This is a genomic window from Pengzhenrongella sicca (assembly GCF_017569225.1).
Taxonomy (GTDB): domain Bacteria; phylum Actinomycetota; class Actinomycetes; order Actinomycetales; family Cellulomonadaceae; genus Pengzhenrongella; species Pengzhenrongella sicca.
This window is the reverse complement of sequence record NZ_CP071868.1, coordinates 2739359-2760666: the sequence shown is the minus strand read 5'-3', so window position 1 is coordinate 2760666 and position 21308 is coordinate 2739359. Positions and strand designations below refer to the sequence as shown.

Here is a 21308-nt window from a genome sequence, read left to right as displayed (position 1 = left end):
TCTCGACCTCGATGCATGCCGCGGGTCCGGTGTCGCTCAGGCGCCGCCGGCGTCGTCGACCGGGTGCGGTCGGCCCAGGTGGCCGAGCAGCGCGACGATCAGCGTGAGGGCGGCGGACAGGCCCATGCCGAGCCCGAAGTGCACGTCCAGCAGGATCGCGCCGGTCGCGGCGCCCGCGCCGATCAGCACGACGGCGAGCAGCCGGCGCGGCCACTGCTGGCCGACGCGATGTCCGAACCGCGAGTCGAACGCGAGGCCGGCGAGGGTCGAGGTCACCACGACGGTCGTGACGTCCTTGACCCCGATGTGCCGCGCCGCGCCCGCCTGCACCCCCATCGCGAGCCCCAGCGCGCCGGTGATGGCGAGCCGCGCGTCGTCGGCCTGGGCCTGCGTGAGCACGAGCATGGCCCCGGCGGACGCAGCGAGCAGCAGGCCGACGGCGACGAACAGCGCGGTCGAACGCCCCGACCAGCCCGCCGGGGTCAGGCGCAGCACCCGGCCCGCGATCAGCGCTCCGAGCATGAACATCGCGAGCGCGACCACCGGCCCGTCGACCGGCAGGCCGTCCGCGCCCGTGAGCGCCATCGCGAGGATGACGACGTTGCCGGTCATGTTCCCGGTGAACACGCGGTCGAGCCCGAGGTAGCCGACGGCGTCGATCACGCCGGTCGAGAACGTCAGCACCAGCATGAGCGACAGGTGCAGGCCGCCGGGGTGGCGCAGCAGGCGGTGGGTCACCGGGCTCCCTCGCGATCGGATGTGTGGCAGGACAGTACCGGCAGGCGGTCCGTTCGCCGCCTCTGCGCGGGCCGCGGCGCGCGATCTAGGCTGCGGGATGCCGATCCTGAGGTCCCTCGCGTTGTTCGCCCTGGCCGCGTTCGCCGAGATCGGCGGCGCGTGGCTCGTGTGGCAGGGGGTGCGTGAGCACCGCGGCCTGCTCTGGGTCGGGTCCGGCGTGATCGCGCTCGGCCTCTACGGCTTCGTCGCGACCCTCCAGGCGGACGCCAACTTCGGGCGCATCCTCGCCGCCTACGGCGGGATCTTCGTCGCGGGCTCGCTCGCCTGGGGCATGGTGGTCGACGGGTTCCGGCCCGACCGGTACGACCTCCTCGGTGCCGCGATCTGCCTGACCGGCGTCGCGGTGATCATGTTCTCGCCGCGCGCCGCGTGAGCCAGCCCCTGCGACGCGCCGTTCGTTCACGGGCTAGCCGTTGACAGGCCGCTCGGGCCGGCGATTGAGTTGACACTCAGCCAACCGAGGAGGATCCGATGGCGTCTCGCCTCAATCCCTACATCAGCTTCGCCGGCAACGCCCGCGAGGCGATGGAGTTCTACCACGACGTGTTCGGCGGTGAGCTGACCTTCTCGACCTACGGCGAGTACGGAGATCCCGACGCGCCCGGGGCCGACAAGATCATGCACGGCATGCTCGAGGCCGACCACGGGTTCGCGCTCATGGGCGCCGACGCCCCGCCCGGGATGGACTCGCACCCCGGCGACACCATCTCGATCAGCCTGAGCGGCGACGACACCATGGACCTGCGCGCCTACTGGGGCAAGCTCGCCGACGGCGGGACCGTCACCGTGCCGCTCGAGAAGCAGATGTGGGGCGACGAGTTCGGCCAGTGCGTCGACAAGTTCGGCATCGGCTGGATGGTCAACATCGCGGTCCCGGAGGCCGGCTCGAACTGATCGCCGCCGTCGCCGCGGCAGTCCTCGCCGAGGCCCGCCGGTCGGTAGGGTTCCGGGGCAAGACCCCCGGCGACGAGATGGGCGATCATGGCGCAGCGATCGGTCCCGTCCGCCCCGGATGCCGCGCGCGCGCCGGTGCTCCAGCCCGGGGTCGGCGCGATCCGCTCGGCGCACTATCTGCCGTGCGATCCGGACCTCGCGCTCTGGGGTCGGCTGCCGTGCGCGACCGATCGGGCGGTCCTGACGGTCGAGGCGGGCACCGAGGTCACGATCGACACGGTGAGCCACGAGGGGATCCTCGAGGACCAGGGCCGGGACCCGGTGGCGTTCTTCGGCGCGCACGGGGTCGTGCCCGGCGACGTGCTCGACGACGTGATCGCGCTCGCGGCATCGGGCCACCCGCGCGACCCCGCCCTCGACGGCCCGCACGTCGTGACCGGCCCGATCCGCGTGCGCGGCGCCGAGCCGGGCGACCTGCTCGGCATGACCCTGGTGGAGGCGCTGCCGCGCGTCCCGTACGGCATCATCTCGAACCGGCACGGCCGCGGTGCCCTGCCAGGGGAGTACCCGCAGGACCCCGGCGCGGTCAGCGTCTTCGCCCGGGTGGCGCGGGCCGGCGGCGTCGATGTGGGCACGATGGCTCGCGTCCGCGGCGGGGCGCACGACGTCCGGTTCCCGCTCGCGCCGTTCCTCGGGATCATGGGGGTCGCCGTCGCCGGGCCGGTGCGTCCGCACTCCGTGCCGCCGGGGCCGCACGGCGGCAACCTCGACCTCAACCTGCTCACCGTCGGCTCGACCCTCTACCTGCCGGTCCAGGTGCCCGGCGCGCTCGCCTACGTCGGCGACCCGCACTTCGCGCAGGGCGACGGCGAGGTCGCGCTCACCGCGCTGGAGGCCTCCCTGCGCGTCACGATCCGGTTCGATGTGCTGCCGGCCGCCGATGCCGTCGCGGCCTTCGGCGAGCTCGTCGGGCCGGTCGCCGAGACGGCCGAGTACCTCGTGCCGACCGGGCTCGACCCCGACCTCGACGAGGCGATGCGCCGCTGCGTGCGGGCGGCGATCGCGCTGCTGCGCGCGCGCTACGGCATGGACGCCGCGCACGCGCTGGCGTACCTCAGCGCCGCCACCGACTTCAACATCTCGCAGGTCGTCGACCTGGTGAAGGGCGTGCACGCGCGCATCCGCGTGGCGGACTTCGATGCCTGAGGCGCGCAACGCGCGCGCCGCCGTCGGCCCGATCTGGCGCGTGCTCGGCGACCCGCTCGTGCGCGGCGCGGGCGCGGGGCCGCTCGCGGGGCAGGCCGTGGCGGTCAAGGACCTGTTCGACGTCGCGGGGCACCGCGTGGGCGCCGGGGTTCCGGCCTACCTCGCGGGCGCCGCGCCCGCGACGGCGCACGCGTACGCCGTCGGCGCGCTGCTGGCGGCGGGGGCCGACGTGCGGGGGATCGCACAGACGGACGAGTTCGCGTACTCCATCGCGGGTCGCAACCCCCACTCCGGCACCCCGGCCAACGGGGCCGTCCCGGGCGCGCTGCCCGGCGGGTCGTCGAGCGGGCCGGCCACCGCCGTCGCGCTCCGGCAGGCCTCGATCGGGCTCGGCACGGACACGGGCGGCTCGATCCGCGTCCCGGCCTCGTACCAGGGCCTGTGGGGCCTGCGCTCGACGCACGGCGCGGTTCCGGTCGGCGGGCTCGTGCCGCTCGCGCCCGCGTTCGACGCCGTCGGCTGGCTCGCGCGCGACGGCGGGACGCTGCGGGCTGCGGTCGCGGCGACGCTCGTGGCCGGTGAGCAGCGTGCGGCGCCGGCGAGGTACGCCGTCGCGCCGGACGCCGTCGCGCTGGCCGATCCGGGCGTCGGCGCCGCGTTCGGCGCCGCGCTCGCCCGGCTCGGCGCCGCGGGGCTGCTCGGGGACCTCGCGGTCGTCGACACCGGCGACCTCGACGAGCTCGCCGAGGCGTTTCGCACCGTGCAGGCGGCGCAGGCGTGGCGCGTCCACGGCGCCTGGGTGCGGGCGCACCCGGGCGCCCTCGGCGACGACGTCGCGGCCCGGTTCGCGTGGGCCCGGTCCGTGACCGCCGACGCCGCGGCCGCCGCCGGGGAGACGTTGGCCGCGGCCCGTGCCCGGCTCGAGGCGCTGCTCGGCGAGCGGACGCTCCTGCTGCCGTCGGCGTCGTCGGCCGCGCCGCCCGTCGACGTCGCGGGTGGCGAGCTCGACCTGGTCCGCGCCCGGACGATGCGCCTGACGTGCCTCGCCGGGATCACGGGGCGGCCAGCGCTGAGCGTGCCAGTGCTGAGCGTGCCGGTGCTGAGCGTGCCCGGGGGCGGCGGGCACAATGGCGGGGGAGGATCGTCGCCCGTGGGCCTGTGCCTGGTCGGCCCCCGTTGCGCCGATCTCGCCCTCATCGACATGGGCCGTCGTCTCGCTGCCGCGCTCGACCTCGCCCGCACCGCCACCGCACGCACCGACGACGGGACACCATGACCGTGCCGCACGCGACCTTCGCGCCGATCGACCCGCCCGCGCGCCTGCTGATGGGTCCCGGCCCGATCAACGCCGACCCGCGGGTGCTGCGGGCCATGTCCGCGCAGCTCGTCGGCCAGTTCGACCCGGCGATGACCGGCTACATGAACGAGACGATGGCGCTGTACCGCGGCGTGTTCCGCACCGCGAACGCCGCGACCATGCTCGTCGACGGCACGTCCCGCGCGGGCATCGAGGCCGCGCTCGTCTCGCTCATCGAGCCCGGGGACCGCGTGCTCGTGCCGATCTTCGGCCGGTTCGGTCACCTGCTGCGCGAGATCGCGACGCGGTGCGGCGCGGACGTGCACGTGCGTGAGGTGCCGTGGGGCACCGTGTTCACCGCCGCCGCGCTCGAGCAGGCGGTCGCCGAGACCCGGCCGGCGCTCGTGGCGGTCGTGCACGGCGACACCTCCACGACGCTCGCGCAGCCGCTCGACGAGCTCGGCGCGATCTGCGCCCGCCACGGCGCGCTGCTGTACGCGGACGTCACCGGGACGCTCGGCGGCAACGACGTCGACGTCGACGGCTGGGGCCTCGACGCGGCGACCGCGGGCCTGCAGAAGTGCCTGGGCGGGCCGTCCGGCAGCGCGCCGATCACGCTGTCGACCCGCGCCGTCGCCGTGCTCGACGCCCGCCGGAGCATCGAGGCCGGGCTGCGCGACGAGGGCGACCGCATCGCGGCGAGCCCGATCCGCTCCAACTACCTCGACCTCGCGATGATCCTCGACTACTGGGGCGAGCGGCGGCTCAACCACCACACCGAGGCCGGCAGCATGCTCTACGCCGCGCGCGAGTGCGCCCGGATCCTGCTCGAGGAGGGCCTCGACGCCGCGGTCGAGCGGCACCGGCTGCACGGCGCGGCGATGGCCGCGGGCCTGCGCGGCCTCGGCCTGACGCTGTTCGGCGACCAGAGCGCGCGGATGACGAACGTCGTCGGCGTCGAGATCCCGGCCGGCATCGACGGCGACGGCGCGCGCGCGGCGATGCTCACGGACTTCGGGATCGAGATCGGCACGTCGTTCGGGCCGCTGCACGGGCGGATCTGGCGGATCGGCACGATGGGCTACAACGCGCGCCGCGACGCGGTGCTGACGACGCTCGCCGCGCTCGAGCAGGTGCTGCGGCGCGGCGGGCACGCCGTCACGGCGGGCGGCGGCGTCGGCGCGGCGCTCGAGGCGTACGCCGCGTGAGCGACGCGGGTCTGGTAGGCGAGGCCGCGCAACGGGTGAGCGAGGCCGCGGAGCTGCTCGCCCGCGCGGACGAGCTCGCGACCTACAGCGCGAGCGCGACGGGCATCGAGCGCACGTATCTGTCGCCCGAGCACGCGCAGGTCAACGCCGTGGCGGGGAGCTGGATGCGCGAGGCGGGCCTGCGGGCCTGGCAGGACGCCGCCGGCAACCAGTGCGGGCGGATGGAGGGCGACGCGCCCGACCTGCCGGCGCTGCTGCTCGGCTCGCACCTCGACACGGTGCCGGGCGCCGGCCGGTACGACGGCGTGCTCGGCGTGCTGGTCGCGATCGCCGTCGCCGGCCGGCTGACCCCGGGCGTCCTGCCGTTCGCGGTCGAGGTCGTCGCGTTCGGCGACGAGGAGGGCACCCGGTTCGGCACGACGCTGCTCGGCTCGCGTGCGCTCGCCGGCGCGTGGGACGACGCGTGGCTCGACCTCGTCGACGCGCGCGGCACGTCGCTGCACGAGGCGGCGTACACCTTCGGCCTCGACCCCGCCGGGATGGGCGACGCGGGCCGGGACGAGGGCTCCCTGGTGGGCTACCTCGAGGCGCACATCGAGCAGGGGCCGCGGCTCGAGGACGCCGGGCGCGCGCTCGGCGTCGTGACGTCGATCGCGGCGGCGCGCCGGCTCCTGATCACGCTCACGGGCGAGGCCCGGCACTGCGCGACCCCGTGGCACCTGCGCCGCGACGCGCTGCTCGGCGCGAGCGAGGCCGTGCTCGCCATCGAGCGCATCGCGCGCGAGCAGGGCAGCCCGGCGACGGTGGGGCACCTCGCGGTGCGCCCGGACGCCGTGAACGTCATCCCCGGCGTCGCCGAGTTCAGCCTCGACCTGCGCGACGTCACGGCGCAGGGTCGCGACGCGACCTGGGCGCTCGTGCGCGCCGAGCTCGACCGCATCGCCGCGGCCCGCGGGCTGACCGTCGCGGTCGCCGAGACCCACGAGGCGCCCGCGGTCCGCTGCGCCCCCGAGCTGCAGGACCTGCTGCGCGCGGGCATCCGGGCGACAGGCGATCCCGAGCCGCTCGAGCTGTTCAGCGTCGCGGGCCACGACGCGATGGCGGTCGCGGCGCTGACCGACGTCGCGATGCTGTTCGTGCGGTGCGCGGGCGGCATCAGCCACCACGCCGACGAGTCGGTCACCGAGGCCGACGTCGCGGCGGCGATCGACGCGCTGCACGCCGCGGTGCTCGCGCTCGCGGCCGAGTTTGCGGAGTAGCTCCGGTCGCGGGTTGGCCGATCGAGCTCGGGCTCACGGCGGGTGTGGGCGATCTGCTCTCCGGCGCGCGCGTGTTGGGCTTCTGCGGGTCCGGCACGGGTTTCGGGGACCGTTTGCCCACACGCGCGCCGAGAGGAGCGGAATGCCCACACTCGAGCCCACCCCGACCGGCGCGGGAGCAGGAGCCGGCCGAGGGAGCAGGAGTCGGCCGAGGGAGCACGAGCGGGGCAGGCGCCCTACGTGAGATCGGCCGGCTCGTCGACGTCGCGGCCGTCGAACAGGTCGCCGCACTCGATCCGCTGCGCGCCGTGCGCGGCGAGGTACGCGCGCGCGCCCCGGTCGCCCGCGAGCTCGCGCGCAAGCTCCGGCCAGTGCGCGCGGCCGATCAGCACGGGGTGCCCCGGCCGGCCGGCGTACACCGCCTGGCGCAGCGACACCGGCGTCACTGGACCGGCGGCGAGCACCCGCCGAGCCGCCCCGGCGGGCAGGCCGGGCAGGTCCACGAGCGTGACGAGCGCGGCGTCGCCGGTCGCTGCCGCGAGACCGGCGCGCAGCGAGGCGGACATGCCCTGCGCCCACTGCTCGGCGACGATGACCGTGATCGGCGGCGCGGGTGGCCCGCCCGGCCCCGGTGGCGCGGTCGGCACGAGCTCGCGCGCGGCGTCGGCGCCGGAACCGAGCACCACGACGACCTGGTCGCAGCCCGCGCCGAGCAGGACGGCACATGCGCGCACGAGCCAGGGTTCGCCGTCGGCGGCACGGCGCAGGGCCTTCGGGCCGCCCAGGCGCGTGCCCGCACCCGCCGCGAGCACGATGCCCGTCACCTGCGGGCCCGTGACGTGCGCGGCGGTGGGTACTGTCATGCCCACCATGATGGATGTCAGCCCGCCCCGACTGCGCCGCGCGCTCGCGGCGAGCCTCGCCGTGCGGCGTTGGGCCGACGACGTCGCCGGCGCCGCGCCGTTCGCGTCCCTCGACGAGCTGCTCGCCGTGGCGGCCGAGGCGGCGACGACGCTGACGCCCGCCGAGGTCGACGAGGCCCTCGCCGCGCACCCGCGGATCGGCGAGCGGCCGGCCGGCGCGAGTACGGCCCACGAGCTGAGCCGGCGCGAGCAGGCCTCGGCCGACGCTGACGACGCCGGGCTGGCGGACGCGATCGCGGCGGGCAACGCGGCGTACGAGGCGCGGTTCGGCCGCGTCTTCCTGATCCGCGCCGCCGGCCGCACGCGCGCGGAGATCCTCGCCGAGCTGCGCCGCCGGCTCACGCTGGACGACGCCGCGGAGCTCGCGATCGTCGGCGAGCAGCTGCGCGAGATCGCGCTGCTGCGGCTCGGCGCCCAGCTGGGGGAGTCCGCACCGAGCGAGGAGCCCGCATGAGCCAGGTGACGACGCACGTGCTCGACGCCGCCCTCGGGCGTCCCGCGGCCGGGGTCCCGGTCCGGCTGGAACGGGCCGACGGGACGCTCGTCGCGGCGTCGGCCACGGGACCCGACGGGCGCGTGCCCGAGCTCGGACCCCAGTCGCTGCCGGTCGGGCCGTACCGGCTCGTGTTCGACACCGCGGCGTACTTCGCGGCCGCGGGCACGGTCGGCTTCTACCCGCGCGTGAGCATCGACTTCGACCTCGCCGACGGCGCCGCCCACTACCACGTGCCCCTGCTGCTCAGCCCGTTCGCGTACTCGACCTACCGCGGCAGCTGACCGGGGTCGGGCCAGGTATCTCGCGCCCGGCCGGTCGCCCCTTCGAGCGAACAGGCGGACGCGACGAAAGGTGAGGCCGATGACCCAGCGGTACAGCATTCTCAGGGACCTGAGCCTGGTCCGAACCAGCGAGCCCTTCCACCCCGCGGCGCGGACGGTGCTGGGCGGGGCGCTGGGGGGTACCGCCGTCCTCGGCGGCACCTACACGCTCGCGGAGCCGCAGATCGAGGTGGCGGACCTGACCAAGCGCGAGCTGCACGACCTCGCGCGCGACCCCGAGGTCCAGGCCCTCGCGCCGATCATGCCGACCAAGCTGATCGAGCCGCTCGCGGGCGCGGCGCCGGCGGCAGCGACCACGACGGCGTGGGGCGTGAGCGCGGTGCACGCGGACATCTCGGCGCGGACCGGGGCGGGCGTGACCGTGGCCGTGCTCGACACCGGCATCGACCGCACGCACACGGCGTTCGCCGGCGTGAACATCACCGAGCACGACTTCTCCGGCTCCGGCAACGGCGACGTGCAGGGGCACGGGACGCACTGCGCGGGCACGATCCTCGGGCGGGACGTCGACGGTACCCGCATCGGCGTCGCGCGCGGCGTCGAGACGCTGCTCATCGGCAAGGTGCTCGGCGACGACGGCAGCGGCGACTCCGAGATGATCTTCCGGGGCATCCAGTGGGCGACGCAGGAGAAGGCGCACGTCGTGTCGATGTCGCTCGGCTTCGACTTCCCCGGCATGGTCAAGCGGCTCGTCGACGACGGCTGGCCCGTCGACCTCGCGACGTCCGCGGCGCTCGAGGCGTACCGCGCGAACCTGCGGATGTTCGACGCGCTCATGGAGGTTGCGCAGAGCGCCGCGGCGTTTGGCACGGGCACGGTGATCGTGGCCGCGGCCGGCAACGAGAGCGAGCGGCAGATCGACCCGCAGTACGAGATCGGGGTCTCGCTGCCGGCCGCGGCCGACGGCGTCATCTCGGTCGGCGCCCTCGGCCAGTCGGCCGCCGGGTTCCAGATCGCACCGTTCTCCAACACGTTCCCGCAGGTCAGCGGGCCGGGCGTCGACATCGTCTCGGCCAAGGCCGGCGGCGGGCTGCGCAGCCTCAGCGGCACCAGCATGGCGACGCCGCACGTCGCGGGCGTCGCGGCGCTGTGGTGGGAGGAGGTGCTGGCGTCGGCGCTGCCGCACACGGCGGTCAGCATCACCGCCCGGCTGCTCGCGCGGGCGCAGACGACTGGCTTCGCGCCCGACGTCGACGTCGCGGACCGGGGCGCGGGGCTCGTCCAGGCGCCATGATCGTGAGTAGCGCGGTGAGTCAGTAGTCGGTGCGCCCGTCGTTCGCCAACCAGGTGTCGAAAGGCTCCGTGGCGTGCGGCGGGCGCACGGTGTCGATCACGACCGGCCAGGTCGCGCGGTCGCGGGTGACCAGTTCGTAGAACTCCCGGTCGTCGAAGCCGCCGCGCGCGGCGTCGTGCCGGTCCGCGGCGAACACCACCCGGCCGACGCGCGCCCAGAGGGCCGCGGCCTGGCACATCGGGCACGGCTCGCACGAGGTGTAGAGCGTCGCGCCGGCGAGCGAGAAGTCGCCGCGGCTCAGGCAGGCCGCGCGGATCGCGACGATCTCCGCGTGCGCGGTGGGATCGAGCGTCGCGGTCACGCGGTTCTGCCCCTCGGCGAGCAGCACGCCGTCCGCGACGATCACCGCGCCGAACGGCCCGCCGCCCGCGGCGACGTTCGTGGTCGCGAGCTCGATCGCGCGGTCGATCCAGCGGGCGTCGGCGCCGGTGTGCGCCAGCTCGCTCATGCGAGCCCCGCCGAGGCGCGCCACGCGTCGCCCGCCGGGGGCGCGTCGTCGCGCGTGACCGTGGCCTGGATGAGGCCGTACGGGCGGTCGGCCGCGTGGAAGACCTCGCCGGGGTTGTCGAGCCCGAACGGCGTGAGGTCCACCAGGTTGTGGTGCCGGTTCGGCGCCGAGAACCGGATCTCCGCGAGGGTCGGGTACGCCTCGAGCACCGCGTGGCCCATGTGCCAGAGCGTCTGCTGCAGCGCGAGCGACTGGACGGTCGCGAACTCCCGCACGAGCACGGCTCGCACGCCCGCGAACGCCGCGTCCCACGGCTCGTCAACTCCCGTGAACCGCCACTGCGCCGTGAGCGAGGTCGCGAGCACGCGGTCGTGCGTCTCGGCCAGGGTCGAGTACCCGTCCCGGTAGAACCCCGCGAACTCCGAGCCGGTGGACTTGAGGATCACGAGGTCCTTCAGCCCGCCGATCACGTGCTCGCCGGTGGCGTCGACGGTCACCGCGGCCGTGCGGACCTCGGGACCGCGGCGCACCCACGTGTGGTCGTGCGGGGCGCCGTCGACGACGGCGCGCTCCCAGCCGAACTCCTCGACCTCGATGCGGGCGCCCTGGACCGCCTCGATGTCCTGGACGAAGTGGCGCGCGAGCGCGAGGCCGAAGCCCTCGATCGACTCGACGCCCAGCGACTTGGCGTACGCGAACGCGGTGTTCTTCTGGGAGTCCGTCGGCAGCACCCCCGCCTGGTCCCCGACCACGTGCGCCGGCCCGAACGCGCCGCGCAGCGCCGTCGTCACGTTGAGGTCGCGGATCTCGTGTCGCGGCTGGTCGCGGTAGATCCGCACGAGCCGGGACTCGGCCTTTCCGTACTGGTTCTCGCCCAGGATGATCGCCATCGCCGCACCCTGCCACCTGGATGTGACCGTTGTGTTTCCGGGCGGTCCCGCAGCTCTCGCCGCGCGTGCGCGGATGTCGCGCCACTGGTCCAGGCGGCGCGGACTCTGGCGAAAAAGCCGCATGCTCCGCGCCTGCCGCGTGCATACTTGCCCGAGATTCCGGCGCCCGAGACGGATCGCCCTTCGAATCACTCGTCGGTGTCCAGCTGGAAGGGTGATCGATCGTGGCGGGGTCTGGACTCAGCGACGCCGACGCGGCTGGCGGCCCTCAGCTGCCACAGCTGCTCGCGGGCCACGCCGTGGCCCAGTCGCAACGGCTACCTCCCACGCTGCTCAAGGTGGCTGCCGTGCTCTCGGTCGTCCTGTGCATCGGGGTGTCGCTCTCGAGCGACGTCCCGATCGTGAGCACGGCGGCAACCGTCGAATCACCCGGGTACCTGCTCTACGGTTCCGTCCAGGCCGCCTCGCTCGCGTCGCTCGCTGTCGTCTTCGTCGCCCCGGCACTTGGTCTCGCGCTGGCGGCCTTCGGCTCCTTGGCGATCGGGCTGCTCCCGTACGACGGCGCTGCGCGCGCCTGGACGGTCGCCGGCACGCTCCTGTGCGTTCTTCTTGTCGCGGAGGTGGTCACTCGAGCACGCGAGCGCGCCGTGGCTCACGTCCGGCGCATGGCGCCGTCAGCCACCGTCCTCGTGCCCGACCTCCCGGGCCCGCTGCGTGCCTCGCTCACGCGCGTTCGACTGGGCTGGACCGCTGGCGCGGCCGCCCTTGCACTGGTGGGAGTCGGCGGGCTGATCCTGCTCGTCCATGACACCCTCGCGGCTGCCGCCTTCCGCCGGGACTCCCTCGTCGCCGACACCGTGGTGGAGTCCCTGACCGCGATGCAGACCGCGATGAAGGTCACCATCGCCGGCGAGGACTATCAGGTCCCGCTGCCCAGCACCACTCCGGCCCTGGGCCAGCGCGTCGAGGTGCGCTACCAACCCCGCACGCACCGCGCGGAGGCGACGAGCGACGTGTTCGATCCGACCGTCGCCGTCGTCCCGGGGGTCGGCGGACTGCTGCTGTCGGTCGCGTTGTTCGCGACCGCGCACCGCCGCCGGCACGAGCTCATCGCGCTGCTCACCGAGGGCGGGCTCGCCCTCCAGGCCCGCGCCACCTGGTCGCCGAGCGAGGGCGGCGTACGTCTGTTCGCGTGCGACGACGTCACCCGCGCCGTCGCGACTGCGCCGTCCTTGACCGCGTGGTATGACCCGGACGATCACGCGGACACTCGAGCCGACTGGGACGACGAGGACGACCCCGACGACGACTGGGACGACGAGGAAGACCCCGACGACGACGAGTGGGACGACGACGAGTGGGACGACGACGGTGACAACGGCGGGCACGTCTCGCTCGAGGGGCCTGCCACCTCGAGCCTCAGCGATGCCGAGCTGCTCGAGCTGGCCCGGGCCCGGACCGACGACGATGAGGAGGGCGCGGCTCGCGACGTCAGCGCCGACGCGACAACGGACCCCGCGACGTGGTTCAGGACACCCGTGGTCGTCGTGGGTCTCGCGCACCACGGTGCGCCCGCCGCCGTGCGCGACGCCGAGGGGCGGTGGTACGTCACGCGCGGCGGAATCCGGCGACCCCAGTGGCGCTGGCCGCGACGGGGACAGAACCCGCGCCCGGCGGACGAGGTCGAACCTTTGACGGTGGCCGTCCTCAAGCAGCGCCGTGACGCGGCGCTCACGAGGTTCATGCAACGCACGGGACGCTGGATGCCGTGGGCGGTCGTGCCGGTCGAGTGGTGGGTGCTGCGCTGGATGTTCGAGGACAGCGCCACGTACCAGCGGATCAGCATCGCGGTGACCTGCACCCTCGTTGGCTGGACGTGGTCGATGTATGGCCAGGTGCAGGTCGTCATCCGGCCCCGCTGGCTGCGGGTCCGGGGCAGGCTCGTCGATGAGCTCGTGTCGTGGCCGCGCATCACGTCCGTCGTGACCGACGGAACCTCGCTCGTCCTCCGGCTCGACTCCGACAACGACTCGCGCGGCGACGCGCTCCTGCTGGCCACCGGGCCGAAGGCCTGGGCGCTGATGAGGGGACAGGAAGGACCGCAGGCGGCTGCCGCCCGCATCACGCACGCCCGCGCCGAGGCCGCCGGTCGCGGCGTGACGCCCCCGCGGGTGCGGTGGCGACCGTCCATTCCCACCCTCGTCGGGCTCTGCTGGTTGGCCGCCGCCCTCGCCGCCATGCCCCGGTAGCGCGCACGCCTGGCCGCCGACGACCGGGAGCTCACCTCGACGGCGGCTCGACCACCTCGGCCACGAGCGACACCACCGCGCCGAGGTGCTCGGGCGTGGTCAGGTGGCCGACGCCGGGGAAGACCCGGACGCCGCGGCCCATCGTTCGGCGCACGGCCGGCACGAGCCGGCGGGGCGGCAGGAACCGGTCGTGCTCGCCGACGCCGACGACGCAGGGCAGCCGGGCGCGGCGGGCGAGCAGCTCGGCGGGCAGGGGCGGCGGGGCGAGTGTCGTGCGGCACGAGGCGGCCATGAGGGCCATCCACGCGACGTCGGCCTCGGGCGGGTCGACGCCGGGGGCGACGAACAGGCGGAGCATCCGGCGGGTGTGGTCGGCGGTGGGGCGCAGCAGCCAGCGGGTCGACGCCAGCGTCAGGGCCGGGTCGACGCTGAGCCGGATGATGCCGGCCGGGGAGATCAGCGCGCGCGCCGCGATGCGGGGCGAACCCGCCGCCAGGGCCACCGCGGCGCCGAGGGAGTTGCCGACCACCGTCACGTCCTCGGCGTCCATGGCCGCGAGGATCTCGTCCAGCACCCGGCCGTACCAGGCCAGCCGGGCCCGGCGCGGGCGGCGCGGATCGCTCAGCCCGGGCTGCCCGGGCAGGTCGACCACCGTGGTCGCCCACCGATCCGACAGCGCGTGCAGCCAGGGCAGCGCCACCGCGGCGTTGAAGCCGGTCCCGGGGATCAGGACGACCCGGCGCGGGCCGGACCCGGCCGAGGTGAGCTCGACGGGCCCGACGCTCGTGTCCAGGCTCTCGCGGGTGAGCGGGAAGTCGGCCCGCGCCAGGGCGGCCGAGCACCACCGCCGCACGTCGCGCTGACCTGCGGGGGAGGTGTACACGGTCGCCATCGCGCCAGTGTGTCCGGCGGCCCGAGGGCGATCAACCCCGCCGCGCCGGCGCCGGCACCACTCGAGGTCACGGTCCAGCGCCGCCTGGCCCGTGCCCCCGGGCGCGCGGCGCGCCGCGTTGAGGCGGTCGGACAGGTCGGTGATCGACCGCTCGAGGCTCGCGGCGAGGGCCGCGAAGTGCCGCTCGTCGGCCCGCGATCAGCGCCGGGTCAGCCTTGGGCGGGAGGTGGTCGGGAAGGGCAAAGGCACTGGAGGAAAGGAGATGAGGGCACGGCGAGCCGCCCGGGCCTACGGGGCGAAGGCGAGCCACGCGGCGATGACGGCGGCGATCTCGTCGCGCCGCTGCGCGAGGTCCGCCGCTCCGCCGATCGGCAGGCTCGCCCGGATGTCCGAGTGCCAGGTCAGCAGGCCCGCGGGGTCGCCGGCGAAGGCCGTCGCCGCGCCCGCGTGCTCGGGCTTCACCGCACCCTGGTGCAGCACGAGCCGGACGGCGCCGGCGCGATCGACGTTGACGGTGGCGCGGTCGACGCCGTCGACGACGAAGCTTGGCGAGTTCCACTTGAGGTGCTCTGAGACGCCCGGATGCGCGCCGAGCACGATCGCCCGCAGCGCCTCGATGGCGGCGCGCGAGCCAGGGCTCTGGGCGTCGAGATACTCGTCGACGGTCGTGAACGCGGTCGCCATCGCGCGAGCCTAGCGCCGCGCTGTGGCTTGCGACCTACGACTTGCGGCTTGCGGCCTGCGGTCAGCGCGTCAGGAGCCGCCCCGTCGGCAGCGCGGTCGAAGCCTGGCCCGCCGTCCCGGCGCGCCGCGCGAGCGAGCCGCCGGGAACCTCCACCCCGCGCACGAAGACGCGGCGCGCGACGCCCCGCAGCGTGACGCCGTCGAAGGCGCTCACCGCGTTCTTGTGCAGCAGCTCGTCGGCGTGCACCGTGAACGTCGCGTCCGGCGCGAAGGCGACGAGGTCGGCGTCGGCGCCCGGCGCGAGGCGGCCCTTGGCAGCGAGGCCTGCCAGGCGGGCGGGCGCCGTCGACATCCACCCCACGACGCGCTCGAGTCCGATCCCGCGCCGGGCGGCCTCGGTCCAGGTCGCCGCGAGCCCGGTCTGTAGCCCCGCGATGCCGCCCCAGGCGAGCGCGAAGTCGCCGTCGCGCTCGAACTTGAGTGCGGCGGTGCTCGGGGAGTGGTCGGACACGATCAGGTCGATGTCGCCGTCGAGCAGGCCTTGCCACAGCGCGTCCCGGTTCGCGACGTCGCGGATGGGCGGGCAGCACTTGAACTGGGTCGCGCCGGCGGGGACGCGCTCGGCGGCCAGGGTCAAATAGTGCGGGCAGGTCTCGACCGTGAGGGGCAGGCCCTCGCCGCGAGCCGCGCGCAGGGCCGGCAGGGCGCTCGCGGCGGACAGGTGCAGGATGTGCGCCCGGGCGCCGGTGCGGCGCACCCCGGCGATCACGCGCTCGATCGCGCGGGTCTCGGCCTCGGCCGGGCGCGAGTCGACGAACCGGCCGTAGTCCCGGCCGCCTGCGTTCGCGTGCACGGCGAGCAGCTCGGGATCCTCCGCGTGGACCAGCAGCAGCCCGCCGAAGCCCGCGATCTCGGCGAGCGCGCGCTCGAGCTCGCCGGGGTCCAGCGGCGCGAACTCGTCCACGCCGGACGGCGCGAGGAACGCCTTGAAGCCGAACACCCCGGCGTCGTGCAGGGCGCGGAGCGAGCCGAGGTTGCCGGGAACCGCGCCGCCCCAGAAGCCGACGTCGACCCGCACCTGCCCGGCCGCGGCGGCGCGCTTGACCGCGAGCGCGGCTGGGGTCGTGGTGGGCGGGATGCTGTTGAGTGGCATGTCGAGCAGCGTGGTCACGCCGCCCGCGGCCGCGGCGCGGGTCGCGGACGCGAAGCCCTCCCAGTGCGTGCGGCCGGGCTCGTTGATGTGCACGTGGGTGTCCACGAGGCCGGGGATCAGCACCTCGTCGGCGGCCAGGGTCACGACCGCGGCGCCGGCGAGCGCCTGCGGCTCGGTGGGGCCCGTCGGGGTGTCCGCGGCGGCCGAGGACCAGGGCGCCGTGGGGACGACCGCCGTGATCCGGCCGCCGGTGACGCCCACCTCGGCGGGCCGGAACGCGCCGTCGATCAGCACGGCGGCCGAGCGCACCACCAGGTCGTATGTCGCCGTCACGCGCGCCCCCGTCGTCGGTCCGGATCGGGTCATTGAAGCAGACGGCAGCGCCACCGGGGCCTGCGCGCCGCCGTCCGCGCGGAGCATGTGACGGGTGGTGCTGACGTGGCCTCGCGGCCGGGGGCTCGGGGCGTCGCCCGCCCCATGCGTCACATGCTCCGCGCGGACGGGCGCGCGGACGCCAGCGCGGGCGGCCGGCGCGTGTGAGCATGGGCCCATGTTCGAGATTGCCGACCGGTTGATCGCCGCGCTCGACGCCGGCCGCCGGCTCGCGGTGGCCACGGCCGTGTCGATCGACGGCAGTGCGCCGCGGACGGTCGGCACGTCGATGGCGTACGACGGCGCGGCGGTGATCGGCAGCATCGCCGGCGGCTGCGTCGAGGGCGCCGTCATCGAGGTCTGCGAGCGCGTGCTCGCCGACGGACGGCCGCGAACCGTCGAGTACGGAGTCAGCGACGAGACGGCCTACGACGTCGGCCTCACCTGCGGCGGGACCCTGCGGGTGCACGTGCGGCCCCTGACCGGGGCGGACCCGACGGCCGACCGGCTGCGCGCGGCGGTGCGCGGCGAGGCCGTCGGCGTCGCGACGAGAATCGACCCGGTCGACGCCGCGTCCGCGGCCCGCTTGGACGCCGAGGTCGCCGCGCGCCTCGACGCCGAGCTTTCCGAACGCATCGACGCCGAGCTCGCCGCGCGGGTGCGCCACGGCGGCACGGCCCTGCGCTCCCTCGAGTGCGGCGGCGCGCCGGTCGAGGTCTTCTTCGAGGTCACCTCCGCCCCGCCGCGGCTGATCATCCTCGGCGCGATGGAGTTCTCGGCCGCGCTGGCGCCCGCGGCCCGGGCGCTCGGGTACCGGGTCACGGTCTGCGACCCGCGCGCGCTCTTTGCGAGCCCCGCGCGGTTTCCCGGCGTCGACCTCGTCGTGGCCTGGCCGACCACCTACCTCGCCCAGACGCCGATCGACGAGCGCACCGCAGTGTGCGTGCTCAGCCACGACGCGCGGTTCGACGCCGAGGCCGTCGCGATCGCCCTCGCCTCGCCGGCCGGGTACGTCGGTGCGATGGGGTCGCGCCGCACGCATGATCGCCGGGTCGCCTCGCTGCGCGAGCGCGGCGTGCCCGAGGAGTCGATCGCGCGCCTGCGCTCGCCGATCGGCCTCGACCTCGGCGCGAGCACGCCCGCCGAGACGGCGATCTCGATCGTCGCGGAGATCCTGACGTCCCGGACCCCGTCGCGCACAGCCACCCCCCTACGCTCGACGACCGGCGCGATCCACCCCTCCTGACCCGGTTTTCAGGGGTTTCGGTGCGCCAGACGCACCAATTCCTCTGAAAACCCGGTCAGGGTGGGGCGGGAGGGTGGGGCGGGAGGGTGGGTCAGGGTTGGGTGGGGTGGGTGAGGCGCCAGAGGTGGGGGCGGGACATCGGGAGGGCGTAGGGGCGGACGCCCAGGGCGTCGCGGATCGCGTTCGCCAGGGCGGGCGCGACCGGGTTGTACGGCGCCTCGCTCATCGATTTGGCCCCGAGCGGGCCGAGGGCGTCGTGCGTGCTCGCGAAGTACACCTCGGTGTCGGGCACGTCCGCGAGCTGCGGCACGTGGTAGTCCCGGAAGGCCGACGTCGTCACGCGCCCCGCGCCGTCGACCCGCAGGTCCTCGTACAGCGCTGACCCGATCGCCTGCGCGGTGCCGCCCTCGATCTGCCCGCGCAGCTGCTCGGGGTTGAGCACCGTGCCGGCGTCGGCGGCCTGCACGGACTGCAGGATCCGCACCTCGCCCGTCCCGGCGTCGACCGCGACCCGGAACGCGTGCACGTTGAACGCGACCGACCGGGGGGTGCCGTCGTGGGTGCCTTCCGCCCGCAGCGGCCCGTCCGCCAGCAGCGCGGCCGGGTCCACGAGGTCCGCCCCGACCCGCACGCCGCCGGCCTCGAGCCGCCCCCCGGCCCGTCCGGTGACGGCCTCGGCCCGCTCGGCCAGCAGCCCTGCGAGCGTCGTGGCCGCGGCCAGCAGCGCTTTGCCCGCGACGACGACGCCGGCCGAGCCCCACGCGCCCGTGTCGTACCGCGCGGCGTCGGTGTCGGACTGCCGGATGCGAATGCGGCCGATGGTCGTGGCCAGCGCGGTCGCCGCGAGCTGCGCGTGCACGGTCGTAGTGCCGTTGCCGAACTCGGCCGTGCCGACGCACACCTCGTAGTCCCCGTTCGCGAGCAGCTCGACGCTCGTCTCGGCGAAGTGCCCGCGCGGCGGCAGCGACGCGATCATCGCGATCGCCATCCCGGTCCCGACCGACCAGCGCGGCCCGGCCGGCGCCGGCACGCCGTTCCCGCGCGCGAGCGCGGCCTGCGCGAGGTCGAGGCACTGGTCGAGCCCGTAGCTGCCGAACCCCAGGTCGCCCTGCTCCGCCGCGTCCGTCACGACCAGCGCGTCCCCGGGCACGACGACGTTGCGCCGGCGCAGCTCGAACGGGTCCAGGCGCAGCTCGCGCGCGAGCTCGTCCAGCGCCGACTCGACCGCGAAGATCACCTGCCCGAGGCCGTACCCGCGGAACGCGCCCGACGGGAGGTTGTTCGTGTAGACGCTCTCGGCGTCCACGCGCTTGTTCGCGCAGCGGTACACGCTGAGCGACTCGCTCACGCTGTGGAACATCACCCCGATGCCGTGGTTGCCGTACGCGCCGGTGTCCGCGAGCTCGTCGACGGCGATCGCGGTGAGCAGGCCGTCGCGCGTCGCGCCGAGCGTCACGGAGATGCGCATCGGGTGCCGGGTCGGGGCGATCGTGAACTCGTCCTCGCGCGTGAACTCGTACTGCACCGGCCGCCCGGTCCGCAGCACCGCGAGGGTCACGAGGTCCTCGGTCAGCAGCTCCTGCTTGCCCCCGAACCCGCCGCCGACACGCGCCGTGAACACCCGCACCCCGGCCGGCTCGAGCCCGAAGATGTGGCACAGCTCGTCCCGCACCAGGTACGGCACCTGGCTGGACGTGCGCAGCACCAGCCGGCCGGCGGCGTCCAGCCAGCCGCGCGTCGCATGGGTCTCGAGCGCCGCGTGGCTCACGCGCTGGGTCCGCCACGTCCCGCCGACGACGACGTCGGCCGCCTCGAGCGCGGCCGTCACGTCACCCAGCTCGCCGTGCAGGGCCGCGAGCGTGTTGCGCTCGGGGTGCGCGATCCGCGCCTGCGGGCCCTTCTCGCCGTGCAGCAGCGGGGCGCCCGGGGAGCGGGCCTCCTCGGGGTCGAACACCGCGGGCAGCACCTCGTACTCGACGACGATCGCGGCGAGCGCGCGCTCGGCGATCGCGACCGTGTCGGCGACGACGGCCGCAACCCGCTGGCCGCGAAAGCGCAGGACGGCGTCGAGCACGAGCGTGTCGTCCGGGTCCTCGGTGCGGCGCTCGTGCCGGCCGGTCGAGAACGCGGTGGTGGGGGAGTCGTGGTGCGTGAGGACGGCGTGCACGCCGGGCAGCGACTCGGCGGCGCTGGCGTCGATGCGCGTGATGCGCGCGTGCGCGTGCGGGCTGCCGAGCACCGCCAGGTGCGTGAGCGCCGTCGTCGTGAGGTCGAGCGTGTACTCCTCGCGACCCGTCGCCACGCGCAGCGCGGCCGGCGCGGCGACCGAGCGGCCCGCCGCGTCGCCCGCGGGGGCCGCCTCGGTGTTGGCGACGCCCGCGATCGCGTCGCGGATCGAGCGGTAGCCCGTGCAGCGGCAGAGGTTGCCCTTGAGCAGACGCGCGAGGTCGTGCGCGTCGTCGTGGTCCTCGTCGTGGTCTTCGTCGCACGCCTCGTCGACCGCCCCGAACGTGGACGCCGTCACGATCATCCCGGCGGTGCAGAACCCGCACTGGAAGCCGGCCGCGGCGACGAACGCGCGCTGCAGCGGGTGGGGGTCCGCCGGCGTCCCGAGGCCGGCGACCGTCGTGACGCTCGCGCCGTCGAGGCGGTGCGCCGGGATCAGGCACGAGTGCACGGGTGCGCCGTCGAGTAGCACGGTGCACGCGCCGCAGTCGCCCGCGTCGCAGCCCTTCTTGACCGCGACGTTCCCCTGCTCGCGCAGCAGCGTGCGCAGCACCTGGCCGGGCTCCGGGGTGGCCTGGACGGGCTCGCCGTCCACCTCGAACCTCATGCCGCGCCCCCGAGCTCGACGCGTAGCTCCTCCGCGAGCAGCGCCGTCATCGCGCGCCGCCAGTCCGGGGCGCCGTGGGCGTCGTCGTACCAGTCGTCCAGGCGCAGGACGGCGGACTCGAGCGCCCGCGCCGGCGGCACCTCGTCGAACCGCAGCTGGTGAGGCCGCCGCGTGCCCGCGGTGACGGTGACGACGAACTCGCCGGCGGCGTCGGCGCGCGCGATCACGAGCGTCCCGGACCGCCCGAGCGGCGAGAGCGCGAGGCGCCGAAAACCGGTCCGCGCCGCCAGCGAGGCGGCCGGGATCTCGATCGCGCGCAGCACCTCGCCGGGCGCCAGGTCGCACGCGCGCACGTCGACGACGAGGTCCGCGACCGGCAGCCGCCGTTCGCCGCCGCCCGCGGGCCAGGTGACGGCCTGCGCGTCGAGCGCGACCGCGAGCGACGTCATCGGCCCGGCGGGCAGCGCGAGGCAGATGTTGCCGCCGACGGTCGCGGTGTGCCAGATCTTGTACGAGCCGAGCAGCGCCGTACAGCACCGCCAGATCAGCTCGCGCGCCGCGCCGCATTGCGCGGCGGGCACGCGGGCCAGGTCCTCGAGGGTGCACGTCGCGGCGACGACGAGCGCGTCCGGCGTCGCGGTGATCGCGGGCCAGCCCAGGCCCGTGAGGTCGACCAGCCCGGTCACGCCGGGCTGCGGCTCGGAGAACAGCCAGGTGCCGCCGCCGAGCGGGAGGTCGCCGGCGGAGAACGTGAGCTCGGCCCGGCTGCGCGGGACCCGCGTGGTGCGCACTGAGACAAGATCCATGGTTCGGCGTATTCAACCC

Annotated in this window: 20 protein-coding genes; 11 read left to right on the top strand and 9 right to left on the bottom strand. The window is 75.3% G+C overall.

The features are described 5' to 3' along the window. Nucleotides 1-36 precede the first annotated feature (36 nt). On the bottom strand, nt 37-738 hold the full coding sequence (locus J4E96_RS12720) for a YoaK family protein (protein ID WP_227422471.1): 702 nt from the start codon (nt 736-738) through the stop codon (nt 37-39). 97 nt (nt 739-835) lie between these two features. On the opposite strand from J4E96_RS12720, the gene J4E96_RS12715 reads away from it, so the two are divergent. From J4E96_RS12715 to J4E96_RS12690, 6 genes are all read left to right on the top strand, one after another. Then, nucleotides 836-1171: a YnfA family protein gene (locus J4E96_RS12715; RefSeq protein WP_227422470.1), complete on the top strand. Its 336-nt coding sequence runs from the start codon at nt 836-838 to the stop codon at nt 1169-1171. Between the two features lie 98 nt (nt 1172-1269). Next, complete coding sequence (locus tag J4E96_RS12710; protein WP_227422469.1) at nt 1270-1692, top strand: VOC family protein; 423 nt, start codon at nt 1270-1272, stop codon at nt 1690-1692. An 87-nt stretch (nt 1693-1779) separates the two neighbouring features. Then, nucleotides 1780-2898, top strand: a complete 1119-nt coding sequence (locus J4E96_RS12705; RefSeq protein WP_227422468.1) for an acetamidase/formamidase family protein — start codon at nt 1780-1782, stop codon at nt 2896-2898. Next, nucleotides 2891-4174, top strand: coding sequence for an amidase family protein (locus J4E96_RS12700; RefSeq protein WP_227422467.1), 1284 nt, complete (start codon nt 2891-2893; stop codon nt 4172-4174). The genes J4E96_RS12705 and J4E96_RS12700 overlap by 8 nt, the downstream gene beginning before the upstream one ends. Further along, the gene (locus tag J4E96_RS12695) at nt 4171-5403 is read left to right on the top strand and encodes a pyridoxal-phosphate-dependent aminotransferase family protein (RefSeq protein ID WP_227422466.1); all 1233 of its coding nucleotides are present in this window, start codon (nt 4171-4173) and stop codon (nt 5401-5403) included. The genes J4E96_RS12700 and J4E96_RS12695 overlap by 4 nt, the downstream gene beginning before the upstream one ends. Continuing rightward, nucleotides 5400-6662, top strand: coding sequence for an allantoate amidohydrolase (locus tag J4E96_RS12690; RefSeq protein WP_227422465.1), 1263 nt, complete (start codon nt 5400-5402; stop codon nt 6660-6662). The genes J4E96_RS12695 and J4E96_RS12690 overlap by 4 nt, the downstream gene beginning before the upstream one ends. Before the next feature lie 236 nt (nt 6663-6898). Here the strand turns inward: J4E96_RS12690 and J4E96_RS12685 are convergent, their stop codons facing one another. After that, the gene (locus tag J4E96_RS12685; protein ID WP_227422464.1) at nt 6899-7525 is read right to left on the bottom strand and encodes a nucleotidyltransferase family protein; all 627 of its coding nucleotides are present in this window, start codon (nt 7523-7525) and stop codon (nt 6899-6901) included. On the opposite strand from J4E96_RS12685, the gene uraD reads away from it, so the two are divergent. The 3 genes from uraD (at nt 7524) to J4E96_RS12670 (ending at nt 9656) form a co-directional block, all read left to right on the top strand. Continuing rightward, nucleotides 7524-8039, top strand: coding sequence for a 2-oxo-4-hydroxy-4-carboxy-5-ureidoimidazoline decarboxylase (gene uraD, locus J4E96_RS12680; protein WP_227422463.1), 516 nt, complete (start codon nt 7524-7526; stop codon nt 8037-8039). The genes J4E96_RS12685 and uraD overlap by 2 nt on opposite strands. Next, a complete protein-coding gene (uraH, locus tag J4E96_RS12675; RefSeq protein ID WP_227422462.1) occupies nt 8036-8362 on the top strand; it encodes a hydroxyisourate hydrolase in 327 nt (108 codons plus the stop codon). The genes uraD and uraH overlap by 4 nt, the downstream gene beginning before the upstream one ends. Before the next feature lie 79 nt (nt 8363-8441). After that, on the top strand, nt 8442-9656 hold the full coding sequence (locus J4E96_RS12670) for a S8 family peptidase (RefSeq protein WP_227422461.1): 1215 nt from the start codon (nt 8442-8444) through the stop codon (nt 9654-9656). A gap of 19 nt (nt 9657-9675) precedes the next feature. On the opposite strand, the gene J4E96_RS12665 is transcribed toward J4E96_RS12670, so the two are convergent. Further along, entirely contained in the window at nt 9676-10155 is a 480-nt protein-coding gene (locus J4E96_RS12665) for a nucleoside deaminase (RefSeq protein WP_406620461.1), read from the bottom strand. 5 nt (nt 10156-10160) lie between these two features. Continuing rightward, a complete protein-coding gene (gene pucL, locus J4E96_RS12660) occupies nt 10161-11054 on the bottom strand; it encodes a factor-independent urate hydroxylase (RefSeq protein ID WP_227422459.1) in 894 nt (297 codons plus the stop codon). 224 nt (nt 11055-11278) lie between these two features. On the opposite strand from pucL, the gene J4E96_RS12655 reads away from it, so the two are divergent. After that, nucleotides 11279-13303, top strand: a complete 2025-nt coding sequence (locus tag J4E96_RS12655) for a hypothetical protein (protein WP_227422458.1) — start codon at nt 11279-11281, stop codon at nt 13301-13303. Nucleotides 13304-13334: 31 nt separating this feature from the next. Here J4E96_RS12655 and J4E96_RS12650 read toward each other — a convergent pair whose 3' ends face one another. From J4E96_RS12650 to allB, 3 genes are all read right to left on the bottom strand, one after another. Further along, complete coding sequence (locus tag J4E96_RS12650) at nt 13335-14195, bottom strand: alpha/beta fold hydrolase (RefSeq protein ID WP_227422457.1); 861 nt, start codon at nt 14193-14195, stop codon at nt 13335-13337. Between the two features lie 288 nt (nt 14196-14483). Further along, nucleotides 14484-14879 carry a DUF1801 domain-containing protein gene (locus J4E96_RS12645; RefSeq protein ID WP_227422456.1) on the bottom strand — a complete coding sequence of 132 codons (396 nt, stop codon included), beginning with the start codon at nt 14877-14879 and terminating at the stop codon, nt 14484-14486. Nucleotides 14880-14940: 61 nt separating this feature from the next. Continuing rightward, on the bottom strand, nt 14941-16398 hold the full coding sequence (allB, locus tag J4E96_RS12640) for an allantoinase AllB (RefSeq protein WP_406619842.1): 1458 nt from the start codon (nt 16396-16398) through the stop codon (nt 14941-14943). Nucleotides 16399-16582: 184 nt separating this feature from the next. On the opposite strand from allB, the gene J4E96_RS12635 reads away from it, so the two are divergent. Beyond that, on the top strand, nt 16583-17650 hold the full coding sequence (locus J4E96_RS12635; RefSeq protein ID WP_227422455.1) for an XdhC family protein: 1068 nt from the start codon (nt 16583-16585) through the stop codon (nt 17648-17650). 91 nt (nt 17651-17741) lie between these two features. Here J4E96_RS12635 and J4E96_RS12630 read toward each other — a convergent pair whose 3' ends face one another. Then, the gene (locus J4E96_RS12630) at nt 17742-20483 is read right to left on the bottom strand and encodes a molybdopterin-dependent oxidoreductase (protein ID WP_227422454.1); all 2742 of its coding nucleotides are present in this window, start codon (nt 20481-20483) and stop codon (nt 17742-17744) included. Next, entirely contained in the window at nt 20480-21289 is an 810-nt protein-coding gene (locus J4E96_RS12625; RefSeq protein ID WP_227422453.1) for an FAD binding domain-containing protein, read from the bottom strand. The genes J4E96_RS12630 and J4E96_RS12625 overlap by 4 nt, the downstream gene beginning before the upstream one ends. Nucleotides 21290-21308: the final 19 nt, after the last annotated feature.